The sequence below is a fragment of the Shinella sp. 20P9.1.1 genome (assembly GCF_057798995.1).
The window spans coordinates 49,137-73,975 of the sequence record NZ_JBYOLC010000001.1; the positions used below are offsets into that span (position 1 = coordinate 49,137).

At 62.1% G+C, this 24,839-nt stretch carries 25 protein-coding genes; 18 read left to right on the forward strand and 7 right to left on the reverse strand.

Annotation, left to right across the window (positions count from 1 at the left end):
- The first annotated feature begins 72 nt into the window (after positions 1–72).
- From AC27VQ_RS00240 to cueR, 3 genes are all read left to right on the forward strand, one after another.
- Positions 73–282 (forward strand): heavy-metal-associated domain-containing protein, encoded by a 210-nt coding sequence (locus tag AC27VQ_RS00240; RefSeq protein ID WP_488714697.1) that lies wholly within the window; start codon positions 73–75, stop codon positions 280–282.
- A 115-nt stretch (positions 283–397) separates the two neighbouring features.
- Positions 398–2,887, forward strand: a complete 2,490-nt coding sequence (locus tag AC27VQ_RS00245) for a heavy metal translocating P-type ATPase (RefSeq protein WP_488714698.1) — start codon at positions 398–400, stop codon at positions 2,885–2,887.
- Positions 2,884–3,294, forward strand: coding sequence for a Cu(I)-responsive transcriptional regulator (cueR, locus tag AC27VQ_RS00250; RefSeq protein ID WP_488714699.1), 411 nt, complete (start codon positions 2,884–2,886; stop codon positions 3,292–3,294). The genes AC27VQ_RS00245 and cueR overlap by 4 nt, the downstream gene beginning before the upstream one ends.
- A gap of 1 nt (position 3,295) precedes the next feature.
- Here the strand turns inward: cueR and AC27VQ_RS00255 are convergent, their stop codons facing one another.
- Both AC27VQ_RS00255 and AC27VQ_RS00260 read right to left on the reverse strand, forming a co-directional pair.
- Positions 3,296–3,688: a YybH family protein gene (locus AC27VQ_RS00255; RefSeq protein WP_488714700.1), complete on the reverse strand. Its 393-nt coding sequence runs from the start codon at positions 3,686–3,688 to the stop codon at positions 3,296–3,298.
- A 7-nt stretch (positions 3,689–3,695) separates the two neighbouring features.
- Positions 3,696–4,322: a TetR/AcrR family transcriptional regulator gene (locus AC27VQ_RS00260; protein WP_488714701.1), complete on the reverse strand. Its 627-nt coding sequence runs from the start codon at positions 4,320–4,322 to the stop codon at positions 3,696–3,698.
- A 130-nt stretch (positions 4,323–4,452) separates the two neighbouring features.
- Here AC27VQ_RS00260 and AC27VQ_RS00265 point away from each other — a divergent pair, with 130 nt between their 5' ends.
- The 8 genes from AC27VQ_RS00265 to AC27VQ_RS00300 all read left to right on the forward strand — a co-directional run bounded on the left by AC27VQ_RS00265 (position 4,453) and on the right by AC27VQ_RS00300 (position 12,663).
- Complete coding sequence (locus AC27VQ_RS00265) at positions 4,453–5,529, forward strand: ABC transporter substrate-binding protein (protein WP_488714702.1); 1,077 nt, start codon at positions 4,453–4,455, stop codon at positions 5,527–5,529.
- Positions 5,530–5,714: 185 nt separating this feature from the next.
- Positions 5,715–6,578 (forward strand): ABC transporter permease, encoded by an 864-nt coding sequence (locus AC27VQ_RS00270; RefSeq protein WP_488714703.1) that lies wholly within the window; start codon positions 5,715–5,717, stop codon positions 6,576–6,578.
- A 2-nt stretch (positions 6,579–6,580) separates the two neighbouring features.
- Positions 6,581–7,369, forward strand: coding sequence for an ABC transporter permease (locus AC27VQ_RS00275; protein ID WP_488714704.1), 789 nt, complete (start codon positions 6,581–6,583; stop codon positions 7,367–7,369).
- A complete protein-coding gene (locus tag AC27VQ_RS00280; protein ID WP_488714705.1) occupies positions 7,366–8,445 on the forward strand; it encodes an ABC transporter ATP-binding protein in 1,080 nt (359 codons plus the stop codon). The genes AC27VQ_RS00275 and AC27VQ_RS00280 overlap by 4 nt, the downstream gene beginning before the upstream one ends.
- A gap of 4 nt (positions 8,446–8,449) precedes the next feature.
- Entirely contained in the window at positions 8,450–9,178 is a 729-nt protein-coding gene (locus tag AC27VQ_RS00285; RefSeq protein WP_488714706.1) for an MBL fold metallo-hydrolase, read from the forward strand.
- Between the two features lie 12 nt (positions 9,179–9,190).
- Complete coding sequence (locus AC27VQ_RS00290; RefSeq protein ID WP_488714707.1) at positions 9,191–10,624, forward strand: aldehyde dehydrogenase family protein; 1,434 nt, start codon at positions 9,191–9,193, stop codon at positions 10,622–10,624.
- Between the two features lie 149 nt (positions 10,625–10,773).
- Complete coding sequence (locus AC27VQ_RS00295) at positions 10,774–11,652, forward strand: DMT family transporter (RefSeq protein WP_488714708.1); 879 nt, start codon at positions 10,774–10,776, stop codon at positions 11,650–11,652.
- A gap of 111 nt (positions 11,653–11,763) precedes the next feature.
- A complete protein-coding gene (locus tag AC27VQ_RS00300) occupies positions 11,764–12,663 on the forward strand; it encodes a DMT family transporter (RefSeq protein WP_488714709.1) in 900 nt (299 codons plus the stop codon).
- A gap of 52 nt (positions 12,664–12,715) precedes the next feature.
- Here AC27VQ_RS00300 and AC27VQ_RS00305 read toward each other — a convergent pair whose 3' ends face one another.
- A complete protein-coding gene (locus AC27VQ_RS00305) occupies positions 12,716–13,531 on the reverse strand; it encodes a MerR family transcriptional regulator (protein ID WP_488714710.1) in 816 nt (271 codons plus the stop codon).
- 247 nt (positions 13,532–13,778) lie between these two features.
- On the opposite strand from AC27VQ_RS00305, the gene AC27VQ_RS00310 reads away from it, so the two are divergent.
- A complete protein-coding gene (locus tag AC27VQ_RS00310; RefSeq protein WP_313523218.1) occupies positions 13,779–15,056 on the forward strand; it encodes a 4-aminobutyrate--2-oxoglutarate transaminase in 1,278 nt (425 codons plus the stop codon).
- Between the two features lie 95 nt (positions 15,057–15,151).
- Entirely contained in the window at positions 15,152–16,633 is a 1,482-nt protein-coding gene (locus tag AC27VQ_RS00315) for an NAD-dependent succinate-semialdehyde dehydrogenase (protein WP_488714711.1), read from the forward strand.
- Between the two features lie 180 nt (positions 16,634–16,813).
- Here the strand turns inward: AC27VQ_RS00315 and AC27VQ_RS00320 are convergent, their stop codons facing one another.
- From AC27VQ_RS00320 to AC27VQ_RS00330, 3 genes are read right to left on the reverse strand one after another with little or no spacing between them, the layout of a single operon-like run.
- Positions 16,814–17,701 carry a trypsin-like serine peptidase gene (locus AC27VQ_RS00320; protein ID WP_488714712.1) on the reverse strand — a complete coding sequence of 296 codons (888 nt, stop codon included), beginning with the start codon at positions 17,699–17,701 and terminating at the stop codon, positions 16,814–16,816.
- Positions 17,702–17,703: 2 nt separating this feature from the next.
- Positions 17,704–18,348, reverse strand: a complete 645-nt coding sequence (gene maiA, locus AC27VQ_RS00325) for a maleylacetoacetate isomerase (RefSeq protein ID WP_488714713.1) — start codon at positions 18,346–18,348, stop codon at positions 17,704–17,706.
- Positions 18,349–18,352: 4 nt separating this feature from the next.
- Positions 18,353–19,369, reverse strand: a complete 1,017-nt coding sequence (locus AC27VQ_RS00330) for a fumarylacetoacetate hydrolase family protein (RefSeq protein WP_488714714.1) — start codon at positions 19,367–19,369, stop codon at positions 18,353–18,355.
- Between the two features lie 113 nt (positions 19,370–19,482).
- On the opposite strand from AC27VQ_RS00330, the gene AC27VQ_RS00335 reads away from it, so the two are divergent.
- Positions 19,483–20,043 carry a DUF2585 domain-containing protein gene (locus tag AC27VQ_RS00335; protein ID WP_488714715.1) on the forward strand — a complete coding sequence of 187 codons (561 nt, stop codon included), beginning with the start codon at positions 19,483–19,485 and terminating at the stop codon, positions 20,041–20,043.
- 2 nt (positions 20,044–20,045) lie between these two features.
- On the opposite strand, the gene hmgA is transcribed toward AC27VQ_RS00335, so the two are convergent.
- A complete protein-coding gene (gene hmgA / locus AC27VQ_RS00340) occupies positions 20,046–21,374 on the reverse strand; it encodes a homogentisate 1,2-dioxygenase (protein WP_488714716.1) in 1,329 nt (442 codons plus the stop codon).
- Positions 21,375–21,403: 29 nt separating this feature from the next.
- Between hmgA and AC27VQ_RS00345 the strand changes: the two genes are divergently transcribed.
- The 4 genes from AC27VQ_RS00345 to repB all read left to right on the forward strand — a co-directional run bounded on the left by AC27VQ_RS00345 (position 21,404) and on the right by repB (position 24,716).
- Entirely contained in the window at positions 21,404–21,910 is a 507-nt protein-coding gene (locus AC27VQ_RS00345) for a MarR family winged helix-turn-helix transcriptional regulator (protein WP_488714717.1), read from the forward strand.
- 88 nt (positions 21,911–21,998) lie between these two features.
- Positions 21,999–22,253, forward strand: a complete 255-nt coding sequence (locus AC27VQ_RS00350) for a WGR domain-containing protein (protein WP_488714718.1) — start codon at positions 21,999–22,001, stop codon at positions 22,251–22,253.
- A 230-nt stretch (positions 22,254–22,483) separates the two neighbouring features.
- Positions 22,484–23,686 (forward strand): plasmid partitioning protein RepA, encoded by a 1,203-nt coding sequence (repA, locus tag AC27VQ_RS00355; protein WP_421591647.1) that lies wholly within the window; start codon positions 22,484–22,486, stop codon positions 23,684–23,686.
- 1 nt (position 23,687) lies between these two features.
- Positions 23,688–24,716: a plasmid partitioning protein RepB gene (gene repB, locus AC27VQ_RS00360; protein WP_488714719.1), complete on the forward strand. Its 1,029-nt coding sequence runs from the start codon at positions 23,688–23,690 to the stop codon at positions 24,714–24,716.
- Positions 24,717–24,839 lie beyond the last annotated feature (123 nt).

Consider the following 24,839-nt stretch of genomic DNA (forward strand, 5'->3'; position numbering starts at 1 on the left):
ATGTCTTCGGCAGGGCTTGACCTTGCCACGGGGGAAGGCTTCAGCGTGCATGGACAAATCAGGAGCCTGCCCATGAGCGACACCCTTTCCTTCATCATATCCGACATGACCTGCGGCCACTGCGCCAAGACCATCACAAGCGCTCTGCTTGCCGCCTATCCGTCCGCGAAAGTCGATATCGATCTTTCGACCAAGCGCGTCGCGATTGAAAATGCCGGCGACCGCAGCGCCGTTGCCTCCATCATCGAGGCCGAGGGCTATTCGCCCGTCGCCGTGGACTGAACGGCAAAAAGCCGCTTGACCTTGACATGATGGGAAGGCGCACGATCTATCCAAAATGAAGCGATCTTCTCTGGTCCATACCGGATCAAGGAGAGCTTCTGGATGAAGGTGCACCATGCTCACCCTTGTGCCGCCGGCAGAGCGGCAGACGATCAAGCTTTCCATCTCCGATATGACCTGTGCGTCCTGCGTACGCCGGGTCGAAAAGGCCATCGAGAAGGTGCCGGGTGTCTCCGGCGCCGTCGTCAACCTGGCGACCGAGAAGGCGGACGTGACCTTTGACGGCGTGGCCGATGCCGCTGCCGTTGCCGAAGCGGTGCGAAAGGCCGGTTACGGCGTCGCCGAGGACGTGCTCGAGTTTCCCGTCGAGGGCATGACCTGCGCATCCTGCATCGGCCGCGTCGAAAAGGCGCTGAAGGCTATTCCGGGCGTTCTCGATGCGACCGCGAACCTCGCACAGGAGCGTGCCCGCGTCCGTTTCCTCAAGGGCGCCGTTTCCTTCGAGAACATCGCGGCCGCCGTTGCGCGCACCGGCTACAAGGCCATTCGCGAAACGGCAACGGCTCCCGCCGAAGAGGACCGTAGGGCGATCGAAGCCGGGACCTTGCGGCGCGATCTCGTGATTGCCGCCCTTCTGACGGCGCCACTCTTCGTGATGGAAATGGGCGCGCACGCCTTCCCGTCCTTCGGCCATTTCATTCATGAAACCCTCGGCATGCAGACGAGCCGCGTCATCAAATTCGTTCTGGCGACGCTCGTGCTTGCCGGGCCGGGCCTGCGCTTTTTCCGCAAGGGCATTCCGAGCTTGCTGCGTCTTGCGCCGGATATGAATTCCCTGGTGGTGATCGGAACGCTCGCCGCCTGGAGTTTTTCGACGGTCGCCACCTTCGCGCCGGCTTTGCTGCCGGGAGGCACAGCGAATGTCTATTTCGAAGCCGCCGCCGTCATCGTCACGCTGATCCTCGCCGGCCGCTACCTCGAGGCGCGCGCCAAGGGCCGCACAGGCGAGGCGATCCGCCATCTCGCCGGCCTGCGTGCCAAATCCGCCCGCGTGCTGCGGGATGGCAAGGCGGAGGACGTGCCGCTGGAAAACGTGGTGCCCGGAGATATCGTGCTGGTGCGGCCCGGCGAAAAGGTGCCCGTCGATGGCGAAGTAACGGAGGGCAGTTCCTATATCGACGAATCCATGATCTCGGGCGAGCCGATGCCTGTCGCGCGCAAGGCCGGCGATGTGGTCACCGGCGGCACCGTCAACACGACGGGTTCCCTCACCTTCCGCGCCACCCGCGTCGGCGCCGATACGGTGCTCTCTCAGATCATCCGCATGGTCGAGGATGCACAGGCGGCGAAACTGCCGATCCAGGCGCTGGTCGATCGCGTCACGCAATGGTTCGTGCCCGCCGTCATGGCCGTCGCGCTCATAACCTTCGGCATCTGGTTCGTCTTCGGGCCGAGCCCGGCCCTGGCCCATGCCCTGGTCAACGCGGTCGCCGTGCTCATCATCGCCTGCCCCTGCGCCATGGGGCTCGCGACGCCGACCTCCATTATAACAGGCACGGGCCGCGCCGCCGAACTCGGCGTGCTCTTCCGCCAGGGCACGGCGCTGCAAACGCTCGAGGCGACCGACATCGTCGCCGTCGACAAGACCGGCACGCTGACGCTCGGCCATCCCACCCTTACGGAAATCGTCCCGGCGGATGGTTTTTTGCGAGACGAGGTACTGTCTCTCGTGGCTGCTGCGGAGGTGCATTCCGAACATCCGATTGCCGCCGCCATCCACGAGGCCGCCGTGAACGAGGGGATCGAGCTTCCCGCCGCCAGCGATTTCGCGGCGATCTCCGGTCAGGGCATCTCGGCCATCGTCGCCGGGCGAAAGGTGCAGGCGGGCTCCGCAGGCTTTCTGGGCTCCCTCGGTCTAGATCCCTCCATCTTCGCAGGTGATGCCGAGCGGCTGGCGGCCGAGGGTGCCTCGCCGCTTTATGCCGCCATCGACGATAGGCTTGCGGCCCTCTTCGCCGTCACCGATCCGGTCAAGCCGACGACGCAGGAGGCCGTGGCCGCCCTTAGGGCGCTTGGCATCGAGGTCGCAATGATCACGGGCGACAACCGCCGCACAGCCGAGGCCGTGGCCGCAAAGCTCGGCATCACCAGGGTGATGGCCGAGGTCCTGCCCGATGGCAAGGTTGCGGCCGTGAAGGCGCTCTCCGCCGATGGCACAAAAAAAGTCGCCTTCGTCGGCGACGGCATCAATGACGCACCGGCGCTGGCGGCGGCCGATACGGGGATTGCCATCGGTACGGGCACGGATGTCGCCATCGAAAGCGCCGATATCGTGCTGATGGCCGGCGATATGCGCGGCGTCGCCATCGGTATTGCGCTATCGCGCGCGACCATGCGCAATATCCGCCAGAACCTGTTCTGGGCCTTCGGCTACAATGTCGCCCTGATCCCGGTCGCCGCAGGCTTCCTCTATCCGACGCTCGGCATCCAGCTGTCGCCGGCGCTGGCGGCGGGCGCCATGGCGCTGTCGAGCGTCTTCGTCGTTTCGAATGCGCTGCGTCTCAAGCGCTTCAAGCTGCCGTTCCACAAGGGAGATCAGGCATGAATATCGGCGAAGCGGCTGAGACGACGGGTGTGACGCCCAAGATGATCCGGCACTACGAGCAGATCGGCCTCATTCGCGCGGCAGGCCGCACCGGCTCCGGCTACCGGACCTATGGCCCGAAGGACCTCTCGACCTTGTCCTTCATCCGCCGGTCACGCGATCTCGGCTTCTCCATCGCGCAGATCCGCGATCTGCTGGCGCTCTGGCAGGATCGCGCCCGCGCCTCCGGCGACGTCAAACGCATCGCCAGCGCCCATATCGATGAAATGAAGGAGAAGATGCGCCTGCTGCAGGAGATGGTGCACACGCTGGAGCACCTCTCCGCCCATTGTCACGGCGACGATCGGCCGGACTGTCCGATCCTGGAGCAGCTTTCGACCGGTCGGGCCGAGGACGGCTGCTGCTAGATCAGGCAGCGGCTGAAAGGTGCTCGTGGACCGCAAGCCAGCGGCCGGCGGCATTGCGCGCAAAGACGATCGTCTCCCGCTCGTTGTTCGTCACGGTTTCACCACCGACGGAGACGTCGGTCTCGACCGCGTGGGTGAAGATCGCGACCTCGCCGACGAGCTGGACCTTGCGGTTCGTCGAGCGGCAGGCCAGCACGCAAAAACCGTCCCGCGCCTCCCAGAGCGCCCATTCCGCTTCATAGGCGGCGCGGCCGTCGAGCGTGCGGTCGAGATTGTAGAAGACAAAAGTCGCTTCCGGCGCGAAGGCGGCGAAATAGGCGTCTCGGTCATGCCGGGAGAAGGCACCGACGAGCGCATCGGCGGCGGCGAGGACGCTGGATTCCTGTTCGGTCATAGAGGTCTCAGACGATCTTGATGGTGCTGATGAGGGCGGCGAGCGGTTCGTGCTGGGCGTTGACGCGGGCCTTCAGGTCCTCGATCGGCATGGCCTCGACCTTGCAGAACTCCATGAACATCAGGTTGAGGTTGTTGAAGAGCACCTCGCCGATCGCCTGGACGTCGATGCTGGCATTGACGACGCCGCGAACCTGCAGCGTGCGCACCAGCTGCACGACCTGGGCGCAAAGCTGGCCGTCGAGTTCGGTGTAGCGCCGGGAGAGCGGCGTTTCCGGCTGCTGGATGGAGATCGCCATCGCCGTGCGCCACATCTCCTTGGAGAGATAGAACAGCGAATGGTCGTAATATTGCTCGATCAGCGTGCGCAGCGCCTCGGCGACGTTGAGCGGCGGATTGGCAACGATGCGCGCACCCGCTTCCAGCACTTCCGTCACTTCCATGGCGACGGTTGCAACGAGGATGTCACCCTTGTTCTGGTAATAGTTGTAGAGCGTGCCGACGGAGACTTCCGCCATCTCGGCGATATCCTCGATGCGGGCGCTGTCATAGCCCTGCTCGCGGAACAGCGTCGTCGCGGATTCGAGAATGCGGCGGGTCTTGTCCGCCTTCTGTTTCGCACGCAATCCAGCCATCAGAACCTCCGTTGGAATCTCCTCAAAAATGAGATTGACTTAAAAAATGAACTCGTTCAATCTTTTTCTCAAGGCGTCGTGATGAACGCCATTCGCCAAGGCCGAAAGCCTATACTCAGAGGGAACGAAAATGACGAAAACCGTTTTGGGCGGGTTCTCCCGCCGCATGCTCCTTACCACCGCAGCCGCCCTTTCGCTCGCGCCCGTCGCGGCAAACGCGCAGGACGAGCTGAATGCGCTCGTCTGGTGCGACCACACCGATCCGGCGCTGGTCGAGCCCTTCGAGAAGGCCAACAACGTCAAGGTCAACCTCAAGGAATATGAGGGCACGGGTGCCGCGATCTCGATCATCGAGCAGTCGCGGCCCGGCGATTGGGACGTGCTGGTCATCGACGCCGTCGACGTACCGCGCGCCATCGACATGGACATTCTCGGCGAAATGCCGGCCGACAAGCTGCCGCTCGCCGACCTCTTCCCGGAAGTCCGCATGGACGCGACGACCACCAAGGACGGCAAGGTCTACGCGGTTACGGAAAAGTTCGGCTACAACACGATTTCCTACGACAAGACCAAGGTCGATCCGGCCGATATGGAAGACCTCACGGTCGTCTGGTCGGACAAGTACAAGGGCCGCATCGCGCTCTATGACTATTACCTTCCGATGGTCGGCCTGACAGCTGTCGGCATCGGCAAGAAGACCGCCGACCTCAAGCGGGACGACCTGCCGGCCATCAAGGAAAAGCTCTTCGAGATGAAGAAGGTCGCCCGCCAGGTGAGCGACGTCGTCGCCTCGCAAACGGCGCTGGCGACCGGCGAAGTCGATATCGTGGTGGGCGGCGGCGAGTGGCTGACGGCCGGCCTCTCGGCGGAAAAGCCCAACCTCGACTGGACGATCCCCAAGCAGGGCGCGCTGCGCTGGGCGCAGTCGATCGGCGTTTTCAAGGATAGCGAAAAGCAGGATCTGGCGCTGAAATTCGTGCAGTACATCGTCAGCCCCGAGGGCCAGGCGCGGCTTGCCACTTCCTCCTGCTACTGGGCGATGCCGGCCAATGCCAAAGCGGGCGAACACCTGAGCGATCAGCAGAAGGCGGCGCTGCGCTGGGACAAGCAGCCGGAATATCTGAAGAATTCGCAGCTCTACCCGGTGGCTGATGCCGACATGGATGCGGCGATGCAGGACATCTGGACGGAAACGCTTCAGCAGTAAGGTTGGTGCGGATGGGTGGATCCCCGGGTCAAGCCCGAGGATGACGGTGGGGAGGTGTTGGCGCCTCCTCCTCGAACCGTTTGTCATGCACTGCTACTGCTTTATCATCGCACATCTCCTCTCTCGTCATCCTCGGGCTGACCCGAGGATCCACGCTCCCGGCACTCACGTTTAAGGATTGCCTCATGGCCGCCACTGCCTTCGAACGCGCGGAGCGCCGCAAGGCCTGGGCCTTTGCCCTGCCGGCGCTCCTCTGGACGGGGTTCTTCTTCCTCGTGCCCTTCGCCTATATGGCGGCGATCAGCTTCTGGACGCGGCAGGGGCGCGAGATCGTCGCGACCTGGACGCTCGACAACTACATCGCCTTCTTCGGCAAGGCGCATTTCTTCAAGGGTTTGGTCGTTTCTCTGGAGATCACGGCGACGGTGACGGTCATCTCCATCCTGCTGGCATACCCGCTTGCCTGGATCATCGCCGAGCGCGTGCCGAAGAAATGGCAGCGTTTCGCGCTCATCATGGCGATCCTGCCGTTCTGGACCTCCTATGTGGTGCGTTCCTATTCCTGGCTGCTGGTGCTCTCCAAGGGCGGCGTGGTCAACCAGGCGCTGCTCTGGCTGGGCGTGATCGCCGAACCGCTGGAACTCTCGGCAAACCGCACCGGCACGGTCATCGGCTTCGTGCATTTCTTCGTCATGCTGTTGACGCTGACGATCTATGCCAACCTCATTCAGCTCTCGCCGAATTATCGCCGCGCCGCGGCGGACCTCGGGGCGAACGCCTTCCAGACCTTCTGGTTCGTCGTTTTGCCGCTGACGCTGCCCGGCATCATGGTCGGCGCGTTCTTGACCTTCGTGTTGTGCATCGGCGACTACATCACGCCGCAGATCCTCGGCGGCAACAACGAGCTGGTGCTGCCGCAGGTCATCATGCTGCAACTTGGCCGGCGGGCGGATTTCCCGATGGCGGCCGCGCTTTCGCTGGTGCTGATGGTCGTCGTCACGCTTGCCTATATTGCCTGCGCACGCTGGCTGAAGATGGAGAGGACCTGATCATGCGCCATCTTTCCACCGCCCTTGTCGCGCTCTATGCCGGCCTCATCTATCTCTTCATCTTCCTGCCGGTCGTCGTGCTGGTGCTGTTCTCCTTCCAGGACGGCTCCCTGCCGGTGCCACCGTTGAACGGCCTGACGTTGCGCTGGTACGAGGCGATTTTCGCCGACGGAAAGCTGATGGCGGCACTCGGAAATTCGCTGCTGGTTGCAATGGTCTCGTCGGCCGTCGCCTGTTTACTCGGTTTTCTCGCCGCCTATGCCTTCGCCCGCTACACTCTGCCGGCCTCGGGCCTGCTGCGCGGCCTGATCGTCGCGCCGATGACGGTCAGCACGCTGATCATCGGGCTCGGCCTGCTGTCGATGTTGAATGTAACTGGTCTCCGCCTGTCACTGGTCACCGTCGGCATCGGCCATGTGGTGATCAACCTGCCGCTCTGCTTCGCCATCATCTATGCCTCGATGGGTGGGCATCAGGTGAATATCGAGCGGGCGGCGCGCGATCTCGGCGCGAAAGACTGGCAGGTGATGCTGCTCGTCACGGCCCCCATGCTGTTGCCGTCGATCCTCGCTGCCTTTTTCCTTTCCGTCACCTTTAGCTGGGACGAGTTCATCGTCGCCTTCCTGCTGTCGCGCTTCGACGTGACGCTGCCGGTTGAGATCTGGAGTATGCTGCGCTCCGGCCTCGATCCCAAGACGAATGCTATCGGCAGCGTCGTTTTCCTCATCTCCATCGCGTTCCTCGTCGTGATGGAATTCACCGTCTTCCGCAAAACCGGGAAATCCTCATGACCGCCGACGTTTCCATTCGCAACGCCACCAAGGTCTTCGGTTCGTTCCTGGCGCTCGACGATGTCTCGCTCGATATCGCCGCCGGCGAGTTCATCGTTCTGCTCGGCCCCTCCGGCTGCGGCAAGACCACCCTGCTCTCCATTCTCGGCGGCTTCATCGAGCCGACTTCGGGCACGATTTCCATCGGCGGTGAGGACATGACCCATGTCTCGCCGGCCAGGCGCCCGACGACGACGATGTTCCAAGATTATGCGCTCTTCCCGCATATGTGCCTGCGCGACAATGTCGGCTTCGGTCTCCGCATGCGCGGCATGGGCAAGGCCGAGCGCTTCGAGAAGGCCTTTTCTTACCTGGATCTCGTCGGCCTCAGGGCGTCCTCGGCCAAGAAGCCGCATGAGCTTTCCGGCGGCCAGCGGCAGCGCGTGGCGCTCGCCCGCGCGCTCGCTGTCGATCCGCATGTGCTGTTGCTCGACGAGCCGCTCGGTGCGCTCGATCTCAAGCTGCGCAGGCAGATGCAGGATGAGCTGAAGGCGATCCAGAAGCGCGTCGGCACGACCTTCGTGCATGTCACGCACGACCAGGAAGAGGCGATGGCGATCGCCGACCGCATCGTCGTGATGAACAAGGGGCGCATCGAGGATGTCGGCACGCCGGCCTCGATCTACATGCGTCCGCGTTCGCTTTTCTCCGCCGGTTTCATGGGCGAGGCCAATTTCCTGCCGGCCAAGGTGCGCGGCGTCGCGGGCAGCGAAGCCGAAGTGGAGACGGCACTTGGGCGCGTCGCCCTCCTGGCCTCCGCCTTCGTTTCCGGCCTGCCTGCCGTCGGCAAGGACGTCACGCTCTGCATCCGCCCGGAGCATTTCCGCAACGCCAATGCCGATGTCCCCACGGTCTCGCTCGGTCGTGGCCGCATCACCGGCAGCGCCTTCTTCGGCACGCATCACCGCTGCCACGTCGCGGCGGGTGATGCAGTGCTGACAGCCCATCTTCCCCAGACCGACACTCCGCAAACCGGCGCCGAGCTCGACCTTCGCTTGAAGGCCGATAGCATCGTCGTGCTTCAGGAAGGAGTATAGGTTGATGCAGCGTATCCGCCCGGAAGACTGGTACAGCGTGCGTCGTCTCGGCGACGACGTCACCTCCATCAGCGAGCCCTATATCCAGGAATTCTACCGCTGCAACATCTGGCATGTGCGCGGGCGCGACCGCGATATGCTGGTCGACAGCGGCATGGGTGTCGTGTCGCTGCGGGAATGGGTGCCGCTGGTGACGGAGCGCGAGCTGATCGCGGTGGCAAGCCACACCCATTTCGACCATATCGGCTGCCACCACGAATTCGAATGCCGCGCCGTTCATTCGGCCGAAGCCGATCTTCTCGCCAATCCGACGCGGGAAAACACGCTGGCCGATCCCTATGTCGCCGACGAGATCTTCGACGCGCTGCCGCCGGAGCCCTATTGCTCGAAATGTTACGCCGTGAAAAAGGCGCCGGCGACGCGTATCCTCGAAGACGGTGACGTCATCGACCTCGGCGACCGGCATTTCGAGGTTATCCACACGCCGGGCCACTCCCCAGGGGGTATTGCGCTCTATGAGAAGGCATCGGAAATTCTGTTGTCGGGCGACATCGTCTATGACGGTCCGCTGATCGAGGACACCTATCATTCCGATGGGAAAGACTACATCGCCTCGATGGAACGGCTCATGACCCTGCCGGTGCGGCTGGTGCATGGCGGCCATTTTCCAAGTTTCAGCGGCGAACGCTACCGCCAGCTTATCAAGGGCTGGCTCGACGAAAAACAGAAGTGACGGGAGAAAAGCATGCTCGACAAGCGCAAATTCTACATCGACGGCCAGTGGGTCGATCCGCTGAAGGCCAATGACCTCGCGGTGATCAACCCGGCGACGGAGAAGCCGATCGCGGTCATCACCATGGGGACATCAGCCGATATCGACCGCGCCGTCGCCGCCGCCAAGAAGGCCTTTGCCACCTACAGCCAGACCAGCGTTGAAGAGCGTCTTGCCCTGCTCGAAAAGCTGCTCGAAATATACAAGCGCCGCTATGACGAGATGGCCCGCACCATCACGCTGGAACTCGGCGCGCCCATCACCATGAGCACCGAGCAGCAGGCCGATGTCGGCGTCGGTCATCTCCAGGGCTTCATCGACGCGCTGAAGCGCCTGAAGAGCCGCGACGTTCTGCCGAACGGCGACGTCGTGCGCCGCGAGCCGATCGGTGTGTGCGGTCTCATCACGCCGTGGAACTGGCCGATCAACCAGATCGCGCTGAAGGTCGTGCCGGCACTCGCCACGGGCTCGACCTGCATCCTGAAGCCCTCCGAATTCACGCCCCTCAACGCCATGCTCTATGCCGAGATGGTGCATGAGGCCGGCTTCCCGGCGGGTACGTTCAACCTCGTCAACGGCGACGGCATCGAATGCGGTGCGACGCTCTCCAAGCACAAGGATGTCGACATGATGTCCTTCACCGGTTCCACCCGCGCCGGCATCGCCGTCAGCAAGGATGCGGCCGAGACGGTCAAGCGCGTGACGCTGGAACTCGGCGGCAAGTCGCCGAACCTCGTCTTCGCTGATGCGGACCTCGAAGACCGCGTTTCCGGCACGATCCGCGAATGCTTCAACAATTCCGGCCAGTCCTGCGATGCGCCAACCCGCATGCTCGTCGAGCGCTCCGCCTATGACAAGGTCGTCGAGATCGCCCAGCGCGTCGGCAAGGACGCCACGGTTGGCAATCCGGAAGAGGAAGGCACGCATATCGGCCCGCTCGTCTCGCATATCCAGTTCGGCCGCGTACAGGCGCTGATCGAAGCCGGTGTCGCAGAAGGTGCGCGCCTTCTCGTCGGCGGTCCCGGCAAGCCTGATGGTTTCGAGACCGGCTATTTCGTCAAGCCGACGATCTTCGCCGACGTCAACAACGAGATGCGCATCGCCCGTGAAGAGGTGTTCGGCCCGGTTCTCGCCATCATCCCCTTCGATACCGAAGAGGAAGCGATCGCGATTGCCAACGATACGGCTTACGGCCTCGCCGCCTATCTGCAGACGGGCAACCCGGAGCGTGCCGAGCGCGTTGCTGCGCGCCTGCGCGCCGGCATGGTGCATATCAACGGCGGCCCGCACCGCTATGGCAGCCCCTTCGGCGGCTACAAGCAGTCGGGCAATGGTCGTGAAGGCGGCATGTTCGGTCTGGAGGATTTCCTCGAAGTGAAGACGGTTCACCGCCCCGACGCGGCATAAGAGTCAAAGCAGGACTTGGAAGGCGGTGCCGGAGACGGCGCCGCCTTTTGCATGCGTCCAAAAGTTTCCGGTTAAATTAGCAGGTGCCCTCTGGTTCAAAGTGGTGCGGTCTGATAGCCCGCTGCTTTCGCGATGATCGGACTGCCGCCGTGTCCCAGACTGCCTCCTCCTCCCAGACCCGTCTTGCCGTTGCCGCACTTCTTCTCGGCGGCATGGCCATCGGTGGTTCGCCGATCTTCGTGCGGCTCTCGGAGGTCGGTCCGCTGGCGACGGCGTTCTGGCGCGTCTCGCTTGCCATCCTGCCGTTCCTGCTGATGTCCCGTCTGGGAAAGCAGGTGGATGAGCAGCCTTCAGGCCTGCGCGATACGATCTTCCTGCTGCTGCCCGGCGTGTTCCTCGCCATCGATCTCGTCGCCTGGCATCTTGCCTTGCATATGACCTCGGTTGCCAACGCCACGCTGCTCGCCAATCTGGCGCCGGTCTTCGTGACCCTCGGTTCCTGGCTGTTCTTCCGCGCCCGTATTACGCCGATCTTTCTGGCGGGGCTGGCGCTTGCCCTCATCGGGATCGTCGTGCTGAAGGGCGGTCCGCAGGCGATCGGTGGCGGGCAACTGGCGGGTGACGCGACGGCCATCACGGCCGCCTTCTTCTATGCTTGCTACATGCTGGCGCTCGGCCATGTGCGTGCGCGGTTCTCCGCGCCGCGCATTCTGGTCTGGACGACCGTTTCCGCCACCGTCTGCATGCTGCCCATCGCCTTTGCCTTCGAAGGCGGTCTGGTGCCCCTGACACTGTTCGGCTGGGCAATGGTCATCGGCCTTGCCCTGATCAGCCATGTCGGCGGCCAGGGGCTTTTCACCTATGCGCTTGCCCATCTTCCGACCGCCTTCTCCGCATTGACGCTGTTGATGGCACCTGTCGTCGCCGCCCTTCTCGCCTGGATCGTTTTGTCGGAACCGATCGGCATGATGCAGGCCGTAGGGGGCCTAATCGTGCTGGCCGGTATCCTCGTCGCGCGTCGTGGCTGATGCGCAGCGTCATGATTGCACCGCGTTTGATGCAGCGATCAAAATTGCTGACTGGATCGCTTGTGCCGAATGTGTCACAGCCGCAGCATCCCCGAGACCCGAGTGCCTGATATGACCGACATCGCCGCCCCCTCGTCCGCCACCGGCACCGCGCGTCTCGGCGTTTTGCTGATGCTGCTCGGCATGGTCATGTTCTCGCTGAACGACGTGCTCGGCAAATGGCTGGTCGCGACCTATTCCGTCGGCCAGCTCATGCTGATCCGCAGCATCGCGGCCCTCGTCGTGCTCGCGCCTTTCTTCTGGCGCGTCGGCTTTCGCCGTCTCGTGGAGGTCGAGCGGCCGAAGCTGCATCTACTGCGCTCGTTTCTCTTCGCCTTCGAGGCGTCCGGCTTCTATTTCGCCGTTGCCTATATGCCGCTTGCCGATGCCATGACCTATTGGCTTGCCGCGCCCATCTATGTGGCGGCGATGTCGCCGCTGATGCTGGGCGAAAAGGTTGGCTGGCGGCGCTGGACGGCGATCATCGTGGGTTTCATCGGCGTGGTGATCGCGCTTGAGCCGTCGAAGGACACGTTCACCCTGCCGGCCCTGATCGCCATCGCCGGCAGCCTTGCCTTCAGCCTCGCCATGGTGCTCGGCCGCTCCTTGCGCGCCACCCCCGATACGACGCTTGTCTTCTGGCAGGTGGCGGGTGCGGCGATCTTTTCCGGCATCTGGTGCCTTGCCGATCCCTCGGGCTGGGCGCCCGTGCGCAGCGTCGATTTCGGGCTGCTGAGCCTGCTCGGCATCGTGGCGATGAGCGCGCATATGCTGGTCAACCGCTCGCTGAAGCTGGCGGATGCCGCGACCGTCGTGCCCTTGCAATATACGCTGCTGCTCTGGGCGGTGCTGTTTGGCTGGATGTTCTTCGGCGACGCGCCGCGCCCGGCCATGCTGGTCGGCGCCTGCTTCATCGTTGCCTCCGGCCTCTTCATCTTCTTCCGCGAACAGCAACTCAAGCGTCGGACTTAAGCTTGGCGCAATTCCGGACGCAAAACCGCTGCACACTTTTCCTGGAATTGCTTCAGAACGTCGGCGGCGTGTTGATCCAGATGAGCACGGTTTCACCGTCATGGCGATTGCGCCAGGCGTGGCGGCGGGCGCTTTCGAAATAGAGGCTGTCGCCGGGGCCGAGGTCGTGGAATTCATGGCCGTCGAGTACCAGCTCGATGCGCCCCGACAGGACATGAACGAATTCTTCGCCCTCATGCTTGTAGGCGCCGTCCGAGGACGCGCCGGGCGCCAGCACGAAGCGGTGGCAATCCATCATGTTGCGCCCATCGGCCAGCACCTGCACGGTGACGCCGGGCGAGGTCTCGGGCCAGAGTTTCCACTCGCCTGACCGCACGACGGAGCGGTTGTCGTTCTCTTCTTCGCCCGACAATTTCGAGACCGTCGTGCCGTAATATTCGGCGAGATCGTGCAGCACGCGGAAGGTCACGCCCTGCGAGGTGCGCTCGAAGGTCGAGAGAACGGAGGTCGCGATGCCGATATCGCCGGCGACCTGCTCCAATGTCTTGCCCGCATCATGCCGAAGGCTGCGCAGCTTGCGGCCGACGCCCTGCGGCGCATCGCCTTCGGGGGCATATGTGTCGACGGAGGGATCTTCCGCATCGAGAGCTTCGCGGATGGCGGCCGGGTTCAGGCCGCGTTCGGTGCGATACCAGGCGATGCGCTTCAGCCGGGCGACGTCGTCGCCGCTATATTGCCGGTGGCCGGTCTCCGAACGTCCGGGCACGACGAGCCCCTGCGCCTCCCAGAGCCGGAGCGTCGAGGCCGAAACACCGGCAAGCCGCGCGGCTTCCGCCACTTTGTAGTGCACCGGTTCCGCAGAACCCATCGCGCCAATCCCTGATTCTGTATTATGCTTTGCTTATAGCACCCGGCGGGCCGCTCCCGGCCCTAAAAACCGTCGCATTGCCTGCGTAAAATCCATATTGCATTCTTACAGAAAAAATGTAGGAATTCCACTCGAGACTTGCAGAAAAAATGTAAGTTATCGCAATTCCAGCAAAAGCGCACAGCGGTTCTGCGGTCGGGATTGCGAGAGCCCAAACCAACGAAGCCTCCAGATTCAGGATAGCGCCATGACCGCCACGCCCCTTACCGATCGCAAGAACGCCGCCATTTCGCGCGGCGTCGGCATGACCACGCAGATCTACGCCGACCGTGCAGAGAACGCGGAAATCTGGGACAAGGAAGGCAATCGCTACATCGACTTCGCCGCCGGTATCGCCGTCGTCAACACCGGCCACCGCCATCCGCGCGTCATCGAAGCCGTCAAGAAGCAGCTCGACCGTTTCACCCACACCTGCCACCAGGTCGTGCCCTATGAAAACTATGTCGAACTCGCCGAGCGCCTGAACGCCATCACCCCCGGTAACTTCGCCAAGAAGACGATCTTCGTCACGACCGGTGCCGAAGCCGTTGAAAACGCCGTGAAGATCGCCCGCGCCGCCACCGGCCGCCAGGCCGTCATCGCCTTCTCGGGCGGCTTCCATGGCCGTACCTTCATGGGCATGGCGCTGACCGGCAAGGTCGTCCCCTACAAGGTCGGCTTCGGCGCCATGCCGGGCGACGTCTTCCATGTGCCCTTCCCGGTGGAGACCCAGGGCACGACCGTCGAGCAGTCGATCAACGTGCTGAAGAAGCTCTTCGCCGCCGATGTCGACCCGAACCGCGTCGCCGCCATCATCATCGAGCCCGTACAGGGCGAAGGCGGCTTCCTGCCGGTCCCGGTCAGCCTGATGAAGGCCCTGCGCGAGATCTGCGACCAGCACGGCATTCTGCTGATCGCCGACGAGGTGCAGACCGGCTTTGCCCGTACCGGCAAGCTGTTCGCCATGGAGCACTACGGCATCGCGGCTGACCTGATGACCATGGCCAAGGGCCTGGGCGGCGGCTTCCCGATCGCAGCCGTCACCGGCCGCGCCGAAATCATGGACGCCCCCGGCCCCGGCGGCCTCGGCGGCACCTATGCCGGCAGCCCGATCGGCGTTGCGGCGGCCCATGCCGTTCTCGACGTCATCAAGGATGAAGACCTCTGCAACCGTGCGGAAAACCTCGGCGCCCGACTCAAGCAGCGCCTGGCCTCGCTGCAGGACAAGGTTCCGGAGATCATCGACATCCGTGGTCCGGGCTTCATGAACGCCGTCGAGTTCAACGACGTTGCCACGAAGCAGCCGAGCGCCGAATTCGCCAACAAGGTGCGCCTGAAGGCTCTCGAAAAGGGCCTGATCCTGCTCACCTGCGGCGTGCACGGCAACGTCATCCGCTTCCTCGCCCCGATCACCATCCAGGACGAGGTTTTCGCCGAGGCGCTCGATATCCTCGAAGCCGCCATGATCGAAGCCCGCGCCGCCTGATCGGCGACGCAAACGACTGAACCAAATCTCCCAAGACGACACCCGGAGCATCTGCTCCGGGTGAACGACCGTCTATGTCCGAAAGGAATGAAATCATGGCCTTCTACGATGCTCTTACCAAGCACCTGAAGTCGACCGACCTCCTGCGCGATGCCGGCTATGTCAACGGCAACTGGATCGGCGGCAACGGCACCGAGACCTTCGACGTGCTGAACCCCGCGACCGGCGAAAAGCTGGCGACACTGCCGGAAATGGGCGCAACCGAGACCGCAGCCGCAATCGATGCCGCCTACAAGGCGCAAGCTGTCTGGGCTGCCCGCCCGGCCAAGGACCGCAGCGTTCTCCTGCGCAAATGGTTCGACCTGATCATCGCCAATGCCGATGAACTCGCTGCCATCCTCACCGCCGAAATGGGCAAGCCTCTGGCGGAAGCCAAGGGTGAAATCCTCTATGCCGCCTCCTATGTCGAGTGGTATGCGGAAGAAGCCAAGCGCATCAACGGCGAGACGATCCCTGCCCCGTCCGTCGACAAGCGCATGCTGGTCATCAAGCAGCCGGTCGGCGTCGTCGGCACGATCACGCCGTGGAACTTCCCGGCCGCGATGATCGCCCGCAAGATCGCGCCGGCGCTCGCCGTCGGCTGCACGGTCGTTTCCAAGCCCGCCGAGCAGACGCCGCTTTCGGCGATCGCGCTTGCCGTGCTTGCGGAAAAGGCCGGCATCCCCTCGGGTGTCTTCAACGTCATCCTCGGCACGGATGGCCCGGCGATCGGCAAGGAGCTTTGCTTCAACCCGAAGGTCCGGAAAATCTCGTTCACCGGCTCGACGGAAGTCGGCCGCATCCTGATGCGTCAGTGCTCGGACCAGATCAAGAAGGTCAGCCTGGAGCTTGGCGGCAACGCACCCTTCATCGTCTTCGACGACGCCAATCTCGACGCGGCCGTCGAAGGCGCCATGGCCTCGAAGTACCGCAATGCAGGCCAGACCTGCGTCTGCGCCAACCGCATCTATGTCCAGTCGAACGTTTATGACGCCTTTGCCGAAAAGCTGGCTAAGAAGGTCGCCGAACTGAATGTCGGCAACGGCTTCGACAAGGGCGTGACGATCGGTCCGCTGATCGAAGAAGCCGCCATCGACAAGGTCGAGGCCCATATCGCCGACGCCGTTTCCAAGGGCGCAACCGTCGTTGCCGGCGGCAAGCGCATTGCCGGCAACGGCACGTTCTTCGAGCCGACGGTGCTCAAGGGCGTCGTGCGCGGCATGACGGTCGCGCGTGAAGAGACCTTCGGTCCGGTCGCGCCGCTCTTCCGCTTCGATACGGTCGAGGACGTCATCGAGCAGGCGAACGACACCGAATTCGGTCTCGCCGCTTATTTCTTCGCCGGTGATCTCAAGAAGGTCTGGAAGGTCGCGGAAGCCCTGGAATACGGCATGGTCGGCGTCAATACCGGCCTCATCTCCTCCGAAGCGGCCCCCTTCGGCGGCATAAAGCAGTCCGGCCTCGGCCGCGAAGGCTCCGCCCACGGCGCGGACGACTATCTGGAGCTGAAGTACGTCTGCATGGGCGACGTCGCTTAATAGATGAACGAACGGATCGCCCCGCCTCGTGCGGGGCGATCTGTGCATCTTGGTCGCGTCGACGATTTTATCGCTCGGTATTAGAGTGTGGGCGATATAGGGATGGTTTTGAATATGTCTCCCGACGATTGTCTGACTGCGAGAGCTTTCCGGACCAATGCAGCCATGCGTGCCGGCTCGCTATTGATCGGCCAGCTCTTTAATCGCTTGGACGACCTCGTTCGAAATACCCACGGCATACGAAGAGCAGGATTTCATTTTATACTTTTTGCAGTTCTTGAGAGTTGTCGATGACATGATACCGACGGCTTCCAGACCTTGCTCAGTCTGCTTTAATAGCGCACCACCCGATGCGCCGGGCGCTGCGGAGCAGTCGGTGAAGATGCCGCTGCCAGCTATCTTGTCAATTGCAACGACGTTTCTGATCTTGCAATCTCCGAGGATGCGGGCATTCCAGCCATCTTCGCGAAATCCATCCTGACGGATTGTGCTTGTTGTAACGGAGTCCCCTTTTAGGGCCGGATTTGTTGGAAGCCTGTAGGGGGTCACGCCAGAAATCGGCGCCGTCAAACGCATCACAACCCAATCGAATCGGTCGGCTACCGACCTTTGATTTTCTTCCGGATAAACAAAGGAATTTACATCTACCTTGTACCATGTGGATGTTTTCCCATCCGTTAATTCAAAGCCGCAGCGAAGAATATCGGATTTCCCTGTGTAACTCTTCATTTCTTTTTCTGGGAATAAGTTGTGGCGTGCAGTAGCAACGATATTTGGCTTGTAAATAATAAAAGCACTGGCTTCCCTGAACGGACACATAATCCGTTCCGTCGCTCCGTATCGTCCGCGCATTTCTTGGATATCAACTTTGCTCGCCAGTGCATATTTCTCGATTGATTGACGATTTTCCTTGCCGATGACACCTGCCATAACGGTTTCGAAGGGCATTGCGACAGCAGAAAATATCGCCAGAACAAAAATTATGATGCGCGCCACTGTCAGGCTTATGCTTGCGAAAAATCCTATGTTTGTCGTCATTTGCGAGCTGCCACATATCAAACGCAGCATGGTCAGATCCCCTTGACCGCTTCGGGACGCGCGGCCTTGAACGCCGGAAAGGCGTTACAGGTTTCCGCAATGCGCCGCACCTGCTTGAGCCCGGAGATATCGACACCCCATCGCTCGGCATTGTAGACCTGTGGGACGAGGCAGAAATCGGCCATGGTCGGAGTGTCGCCGTGGCAGAAGATGCCGGTGGCGGGATCGTCCAGCAGGATTTCGACGGCGGCGAGGCCTTCGCCGATGAATTTCTTCATCCAGGCGCTGCGAACCTCATCCCCTCCCCCTGTTATCTCAAGGACATGGCCGATGACGCCGGTGTTGCAGACGGCGTGGATCTCCATGGCGATGGCATAGGAGAGCGTACGCACGCGCTGCCGTTCGAGTGGATCGGGGGGGAGGAAACGCGCCTCAGGGCGCGTTTCCGTGAGATATTCGATGATCGAGAGCGATTGCGTCAACATGTGCCCATCGATCAGCAGCGCTGGCACGAGACCCTGCGGATTGCGGGCGCGATGTTCCTCGGAGCGCTGGGCGCCGGCAAGCAGGTCGACGGATTGCCTGTCATAGGTCAGCCCCAGGCTCGCGAGCGCGATGCGCACGCGGTAGCTGGCGGATGAGCGCCAGTAATCGAAAAGCACGATGTTGTCGCTCACGCGATCACTCCTTTTCGTATTTCTTGACCGTCTGCTCGATCGCCCCGAAGATTGAGTGGCCTGTCTTGTCCTTCATTTCGATGCGCACGGTGTCGCCGAATTTCATGAAGGGCGTCTTGGGTGCGCCGGTCGTAATCGTCTCGATGGTGCGGATCTCGGCGATGCAGGAATAGCCGGCGCCACCTTCGGAGACGGGCTTGCCGGGGCCGCCGTCGAGCTTGTTGGAAACCGTGCCGGAGCCGATGATCGTGCCGGCGACGAGCGGCCGGGTCTTTGCCGCATGGGCAACGAGCTGGCCGAAGTCGAAGGTCATGTCGACGCCGGCATTGGCTTTGCCGAAGGCCTTGCCGTTGAGCGAGACGAGGAGCGGCAGGTGCAGCTTGCCGTCCTTCCAGGCATCACCCAGTTCATCCGGCGATACGGCGACCGGCGAGAAAGCCGACGACGGTTTCGACTGGAAGAAGCCAAAACCCTTGGCGAGTTCGGCGGGGATGAGGCCGCGTAGCGACACGTCATTGACCAGCATGACAAGCTTGATGGCGTCGCGGGCCTCCTCGACGCTCGCCCCTATCGGCACATCGCCGACGATCACGGCAATCTCGGCCTCCATATCGATGCCCCAGGCCTCATCCGCCGCGAGGATCGGGTCGCGCGGTCCCAAAAAACTGTCGGAGCCGCCCTGATACATCAGGGGATCGGTCCAGAAGCTTTCGGGCATGTCGGCATTGCGGGCCTTGCGCACCAGTTCGACATGGTTGACATAGGCCGAGCTGTCCGCCCAGGCATAGGCGCGCGGGAGGGGCGAGGCGGCGTCATGCTCATGGAAGCGTGCGGTGGGCTGCGCGCCGGTTTCAAGCCCTTCCGCCACGCGCTCAAGGCGTGGTGCGACATGGTCCCAGTCATCAAGGGCATTCTGCAGGGTGCGGGCGATATGCCCGACCTCCGAGCAGCGCGTCAGGTCACGCGAAACGACGACCAGCCGGCCGTCACGGGTGGAATTCTTCAGCGTCGCAAGTTTCATGCACGTCTCTCCCGATCTTGTTTGCAGCCGCCAGATGGTGTCATCTTCCGGTTGCCTGTCTCCACCCTCGTGCGCCGCTCCCACGGCGCATCGCATTCTTCAAGGAATTCCGCGTGAACCGCTCGGTCCAAACCTCCCTGCTGATCGTCGCCGCCTTCGTCGCGACGACGGCCACCATCCTTTATACGATGGGTCAGCCGCTCATCTGCAAGTGCGGATATGTCAAACTCTGGCATGGCGTCGTTATTTCTTCGGAAAACTCGCAGCATCTCAGCGATTGGTACACGCCGAGCCACATCATTCATGGCATCCTGTTCTTCGGCCTCTTCACGCTGGTCCTGCGCAGGGCTGATATCAATGTCCGCCTTACGCTCTCCCTGATCGTCGAATGCGCCTGGGAAATCCTCGAAAACACCGACATGATCATCAATCGCTACCGGGAATCGACGATTTCGCTCGATTATTTCGGCGACAGCGTGATCAATTCCAGCGCCGACATCCTCGCCATGGTCGTCGGCTTCTTCCTGGCGTCGCGCCTGCCGGTCTGGGCAAGTGTGGCGATCATCATCGTCTTCGAGGCCACGACCACCTATCTAATCCGCGACGGCCTGACGCTCAATATCCTGATGCTTGTCTGGCCGCTGGAAGCGGTGAAGACCTGGCAGGGCGGCTGAGATCATTTGATGCCCGGCGTGCCGTCGAACTTGCGCTCAAGCCCATTCCAGCATTCGAGATAGTTGTCCTGCAGCGTCTCCAGCTCGGCGGCGAACCTGGTGAGCTGCTGCGGATAGCGGGTCTCGAACATGAAGGCCATGGTGTGGTCGAGCTTCACCGGCTTCAGCTCGGTGTTCGAGGCCTTTTCGAAGCCCGTCGCGTCAGGTCCGTGCGGCAGCATCATGTTGTGCAGGCTCATGCCGCCGGGCACGAAACCCTCCTCCTTGGCGTCGTACTGGCCATGGATCAAGCCCATGAATTCGCTCATGATATTGCGGTGATACCACGGCGGGCGGAAGGTATGTTCGGCCACCATCCAGCGCGGCGGGAAGATGACGAAATCGATATTGGCCGTGCCTGCCTCTTCGGTCGGTGCCGTCAGGACCGTGAAGATCGACGGATCCGGATGGTCGAAGAGGATCGCACCGACGGGGGAATAGGTGCGAAGGTCGTATTTGAACGGCGTGTAGTTGCCATGCCAGGCGACGACATCGAGCGGCGAATGGCCGATCTCGGTGACAAAGAATTTGCCGCACCATTTGACATGCACCCGGCAGGGCGTTTCCTTATCCTCGTAGGCGGCGACGGGCGTCTTGAAATCACGCGGATTGGCAAGGCAATTGGCGCCAATCGGGCCACGATCCGGCAGGGTGAATTTCGCGCCGTAATTCTCGCAGATATAGCCGCGCCAGGTATCGCCTTCACCGAGACGGGAGACCTTGAACATCATGCCGCGCGGAATGAGCGCGATTTCCAGCGGCTCGACATCCATGATGCCCATTTCTGTGAAGATCCTGACGGCACCGAGCTGCGGCACAACCAGCAGCTCGCCATCGGCATTGAAGAAATAGTCGTCCACCATATCGGCGTTGAACGTATAGGCATGGGCGGCCATGCCGACCTGGGTCAACACGTCGCCCGCCGTCGTCATGGTGCGGATGCCTTCAAGGAAATTCTGGGTCTCCGACGGTGTCGGCAGCGGGTTCCAGCGCAGCTGGCCCAGTGGCAGGGAATGATCGTCGAGACAGGGCGCGCTCTTCCAGTGCGGATAGCTGGTGTTGGAGAAGCGGCGGGTGTGTCGCACGCTGGGGCGGATACGGTAGAGCCAGGAGCGCTCGTTGGTGCCGCGCGGCGCAGTGAAGGGCGAGCCGGAGAGCTGTTCGGCATAGAGGCCGTAATTGCATTTCTGTGGGCTGTTCTGCCCCTGCGGCAGGGCGCCCGGCAGGGATTCCGTCTCGAAGTCGTTGCCGAAGCCCGGCATGTATTTCAGGCTGTTGGTGCTCTCGGACATGGCTTGCCCTCCTCTTCAAGCAGGCTTAGATGGTTACAGATGTAACTGTCCATTTTGTAACCATCAAGGCGCCGTCGATGGACTTCAATCTCGAAACCTTTTTGCCCTATCGCCTCAACCAGGCGGCCGAGCGGGTGAGCCAGCGTTTCGCCGCACAATACCGCGCGCGCTACCGCATGACGCGGCCGGAATGGCGGGCGCTGGCGGCCCTCGGCACCTATGGCCGCATGACGGCCACCGAGATCGGTGGCAATTCCAGCATGCACAAGACGAAGGTGTCGCGCGCCGTGCGGGCGCTGGAGGAAAAGCGTTGGCTGAAGCGCAGCGAGGATGCCGACGACCGGCGCATGGAGCATCTGGAATTGACGGCGGCGGGAAGGCGCATCTATGGCGAGATGATCGCCCTTGCGCATGACTACGAACGCGAACTTTCGCAGCTTTTGAGCGCGAGCGGCCTGAAGCAGCTGGAGGCGGGCCTCGCCGCAATCGAGGCCAAGCTGCCGCCTGTTTCCGGGCGCAAGGGACCGCAGGATTAAGCATGCATCACAGATTTGAATCGATCATGCCGGATTGATTCAAAACTCTCGTTGGACGCCGATTCCGCGCTTCGCCAGAATCGTCGCCATGTCCAACACACCCTCTTGCCTCCCCACAATCCGGCATTTCCGCCGTATCGATGCCTCCAGCAACATGGCGCGCTTCTATATGCTCTCGCTCGAGCCGACGCTTTTCGGCGACGTGGCGGTTTTTCGACATTGGGGTCGGATCGGCACGCTGGGCCGGCAGGCGGCGACATTTCATGCCAGCATGGCGGAGGCGGAGATCATGCTGGAACGGCAGATCGCGCGCCGCCGCCGGCGGGGCTATCGCGAATCATGAGATGAAATCGGTGGGTATGTGATTTCTTCCCGTATTTTGCCAAGCGAATCGCTGGACGCTGATAGGCGGGCGATGGTCAATACGTTGAGCGGCAAATTATTGAAGCGCCAAAGCTTTCCCGCGTCGCACATTCGGCCCATTGGCCTTGCCCTCTCTTCCGAATCGGTTCTAGATGCGGTTTAAATCGCCAAATAGGCTTTGAAACGCATTTTGAGATTAGCGACATGAATATGGCTGCAACGTTCGGGCAGGCAATTTCCGAGGTCGATCAACTGATCATCGGTCAGGCGCACGAGCTGTCGGACAAGCTGAAGCAGCATCGGCTGGAGATGTTTCCGCCCGTTGCGCAGAAGACCCTGCGCCAGTTTCAGCTGAGCGAGGCCGCGCATTTCCTTGGCGTCACCAGCGGCTATCTGCGCAATCTTTCGCTGGAATCCAAAGGCCCCCTTCCCCAGGTGACCCCGTCCGGTCGCCGGTCTTATTCCGCCGACCAGCTTCAGGAGATGCGCCAATATCTGGAGCAGAACAGCCGCGGCCAGCGTTATGTCCCGCGCCGGCGCGGCAGCGAGCACCTGCAGGTCATCGCAGTGGTGAACTTCAAGGGCGGCTCCGGCAAGACGACGACGACGGCGCATCTGGCGCAGCATCTGGCGCTGACCGGCCATCGGGTTCTCGCCGTTGATCTCGATCCGCAGGCGAGCCTTTCGGCGATCCATGGTTTTCAGCCGGAATTCGACGTCAACGAGAACGAGACGCTGTACGCCGCCATCCGATACGACGATCAGCGCCGGCCGTTGAAGGAAATCATCCGCAAGACGAATTTCCCGGGCCTGGACATCGTGCCCGGCAATCTCGAACTCATGGAGTTCGAACACGATACGCCGCGCGTTCTGGCGCAGGGCAATCGTGGCGATTATGGCCGCATCTTCTTTGCCCGCCTCGACGAGGCGCTGTCGTCCGTTGCCGACGACTATGACGTTGTCGTCATCGACTGCCCGCCGCAGCTCGGCTTCCTGACGATGAGCGCGATCTGCGGCGCGACGGCGGTCCTGATCACGGTGCATCCGCAGATGCTCGACGTCATGTCCATGTGCCAGTTCCTGCAGATGCTCGGCGAAGTGCTGAACACGCTGAAGAGCGCCGGCGGCAACATGAACCTCGACTGGCTGCGCTACCTTGTCACCCGCTATGACCCGGCGGACGGGCCGCAAACCCAGATGGTCGCTTTCATGCGCTCGATGTTCAAGCAGCATGTCCTGACCAGCCCTATGGTGCGCAGCGTGGCTATTGCCGATGCGGCGCTGACCAACCAGACGCTTTACGAGGTCGACCGCAGCCAGTTCACGCGCGCGACCTATGATCGCGCGTTCGAATCCATGGAAGCGGTCAACACGGAACTCGTCGAACTTATCCATAAGGCATGGGGGCGTTGATATGGCGCGCAAGAACGTTCTTTCCAATCTGATGGCCCCTGCCAATGACAAGTTGACGCCCGTAAATCCGGCGGCAGAGGAGCAGCGCCAGCATGTTACCTACAAGGGCATCGGTGCGCTTGGCGCGGTGACGCGCAGCATCGATGCGCTGGCGGCGAAAGCGGATGCGGCCAAGGAGATCGAGGCGAAGCTGAACGCTGGTGAGGTCGTCATCGAGCTTGAACCGGATCAGATCGAGGATTCCTTCGTTTCGGATCGTCTGGCCCATTCCGACCAGCAGTTTCAGGAATTGGTGGATGCCATGCGCGTGCGCGGCCAGGATTCGCCGATCCTCGTGCGTCCGCATCCGACCAAGGACGGGATCTACCAGATCGCCTTCGGCCACCGCCGTGCCAAAGCGGCGCGCCTGCTCGGCCGGCCTGTCCGGGCGGTCGTCAAGGCGCTGACCGACCGCGATCACGTTATCGCCCAGGGTCAAGAGAACAGTGCGCGCGCAGACCTGTCGTTTCTGGAGCGCGCGACCTTCGCAGGCGAATTGGAAAGCCGTGGTTTTGACCGTGAGACCATTATGTCGGCGTTGAGTATCGACAAGACGACAGTTTCAAAAATGTTGTCGGTTGTGAACAGGATTCCAAAGGCCGTGCGGACGGGCATCGGCCCGGCGCTCGCCATCGGCCGCGACCGCTGGCATGAGCTTGCGACCCGCTTTGACGAGCCGTCCAATGAGGACAGGGCCGTCGAGTTTCTCGGCCGCGAGCGGATCAAGATTCGCTCTCCGGAGGAACGCTTCAACCTGGTTAGCGGACATCTTGCGAAATCGGATGCTCCGGCGCATGCCGCCAAGCCTGCTCCGGCCGCGTGGGAGCGCAAGGATGGTTCCGTGCGCGCCAGCATCAAGGCGCAGGGGCGGCAATACACGATTTCCCTGAAAGCCGCAGAAGCTGCAGCCTTCGGGGCCTATATCACGCAGAACCTGGATCGTCTCTACGAGGCGTATAGAGCTGAAAAGAAACAGAAATCGGGAGATTGATCCGCAAAAGAAAAAGGCCCCCTCAACGTTACCGTCGCGGAAGCCCTTCTCATCGTTTAGCAGCCTGAGAGTCGCACTTCCCCGAATCACAGTCAAGCGTTTTTGGCATCGGTTTCCGATGAA

Bases quoted from the DNA above. Each gene is read 5' to 3' on its own strand.
- AC27VQ_RS00240 (WP_488714697.1), top strand. From the start codon at position 73: ATGAGCGACACCCTTTCCTTCATCATATCCGACATGACCTGCGGCCAC.
- AC27VQ_RS00245 (WP_488714698.1), top strand. From the start codon at position 398: ATGCTCACCCTTGTGCCGCCGGCAGAGCGGCAGACGATCAAGCTTTCC.
- cueR (WP_488714699.1), top strand. From the start codon at position 2,884: ATGAATATCGGCGAAGCGGCTGAGACGACGGGTGTGACGCCCAAGATG.
- AC27VQ_RS00255 (WP_488714700.1), bottom strand. From the start codon at position 3,688: ATGACCGAACAGGAATCCAGCGTCCTCGCCGCCGCCGATGCGCTCGTC.
- AC27VQ_RS00260 (WP_488714701.1), bottom strand. From the start codon at position 4,322: ATGGCTGGATTGCGTGCGAAACAGAAGGCGGACAAGACCCGCCGCATT.
- AC27VQ_RS00265 (WP_488714702.1), top strand. From the start codon at position 4,453: ATGACGAAAACCGTTTTGGGCGGGTTCTCCCGCCGCATGCTCCTTACC.
- AC27VQ_RS00270 (WP_488714703.1), top strand. From the start codon at position 5,715: ATGGCCGCCACTGCCTTCGAACGCGCGGAGCGCCGCAAGGCCTGGGCC.
- AC27VQ_RS00275 (WP_488714704.1), top strand. From the start codon at position 6,581: ATGCGCCATCTTTCCACCGCCCTTGTCGCGCTCTATGCCGGCCTCATC.
- AC27VQ_RS00280 (WP_488714705.1), top strand. From the start codon at position 7,366: ATGACCGCCGACGTTTCCATTCGCAACGCCACCAAGGTCTTCGGTTCG.
- AC27VQ_RS00285 (WP_488714706.1), top strand. From the start codon at position 8,450: ATGCAGCGTATCCGCCCGGAAGACTGGTACAGCGTGCGTCGTCTCGGC.
- AC27VQ_RS00290 (WP_488714707.1), top strand. From the start codon at position 9,191: ATGCTCGACAAGCGCAAATTCTACATCGACGGCCAGTGGGTCGATCCG.
- AC27VQ_RS00300 (WP_488714709.1), top strand. From the start codon at position 11,764: ATGACCGACATCGCCGCCCCCTCGTCCGCCACCGGCACCGCGCGTCTC.
- AC27VQ_RS00305 (WP_488714710.1), bottom strand. From the start codon at position 13,531: ATGGGTTCTGCGGAACCGGTGCACTACAAAGTGGCGGAAGCCGCGCGG.
- AC27VQ_RS00310 (WP_313523218.1), top strand. From the start codon at position 13,779: ATGACCGCCACGCCCCTTACCGATCGCAAGAACGCCGCCATTTCGCGC.
- AC27VQ_RS00315 (WP_488714711.1), top strand. From the start codon at position 15,152: ATGGCCTTCTACGATGCTCTTACCAAGCACCTGAAGTCGACCGACCTC.
- AC27VQ_RS00320 (WP_488714712.1), bottom strand. From the start codon at position 17,701: ATGCTGCGTTTGATATGTGGCAGCTCGCAAATGACGACAAACATAGGA.
- AC27VQ_RS00330 (WP_488714714.1), bottom strand. From the start codon at position 19,369: ATGAAACTTGCGACGCTGAAGAATTCCACCCGTGACGGCCGGCTGGTC.
- hmgA (WP_488714716.1), bottom strand. From the start codon at position 21,374: ATGTCCGAGAGCACCAACAGCCTGAAATACATGCCGGGCTTCGGCAAC.
- AC27VQ_RS00345 (WP_488714717.1), top strand. From the start codon at position 21,404: ATGGTTACAGATGTAACTGTCCATTTTGTAACCATCAAGGCGCCGTCG.
- AC27VQ_RS00350 (WP_488714718.1), top strand. From the start codon at position 21,999: ATGTCCAACACACCCTCTTGCCTCCCCACAATCCGGCATTTCCGCCGT.
- repA (WP_421591647.1), top strand. From the start codon at position 22,484: ATGGCTGCAACGTTCGGGCAGGCAATTTCCGAGGTCGATCAACTGATC.
- repB (WP_488714719.1), top strand. From the start codon at position 23,688: ATGGCGCGCAAGAACGTTCTTTCCAATCTGATGGCCCCTGCCAATGAC.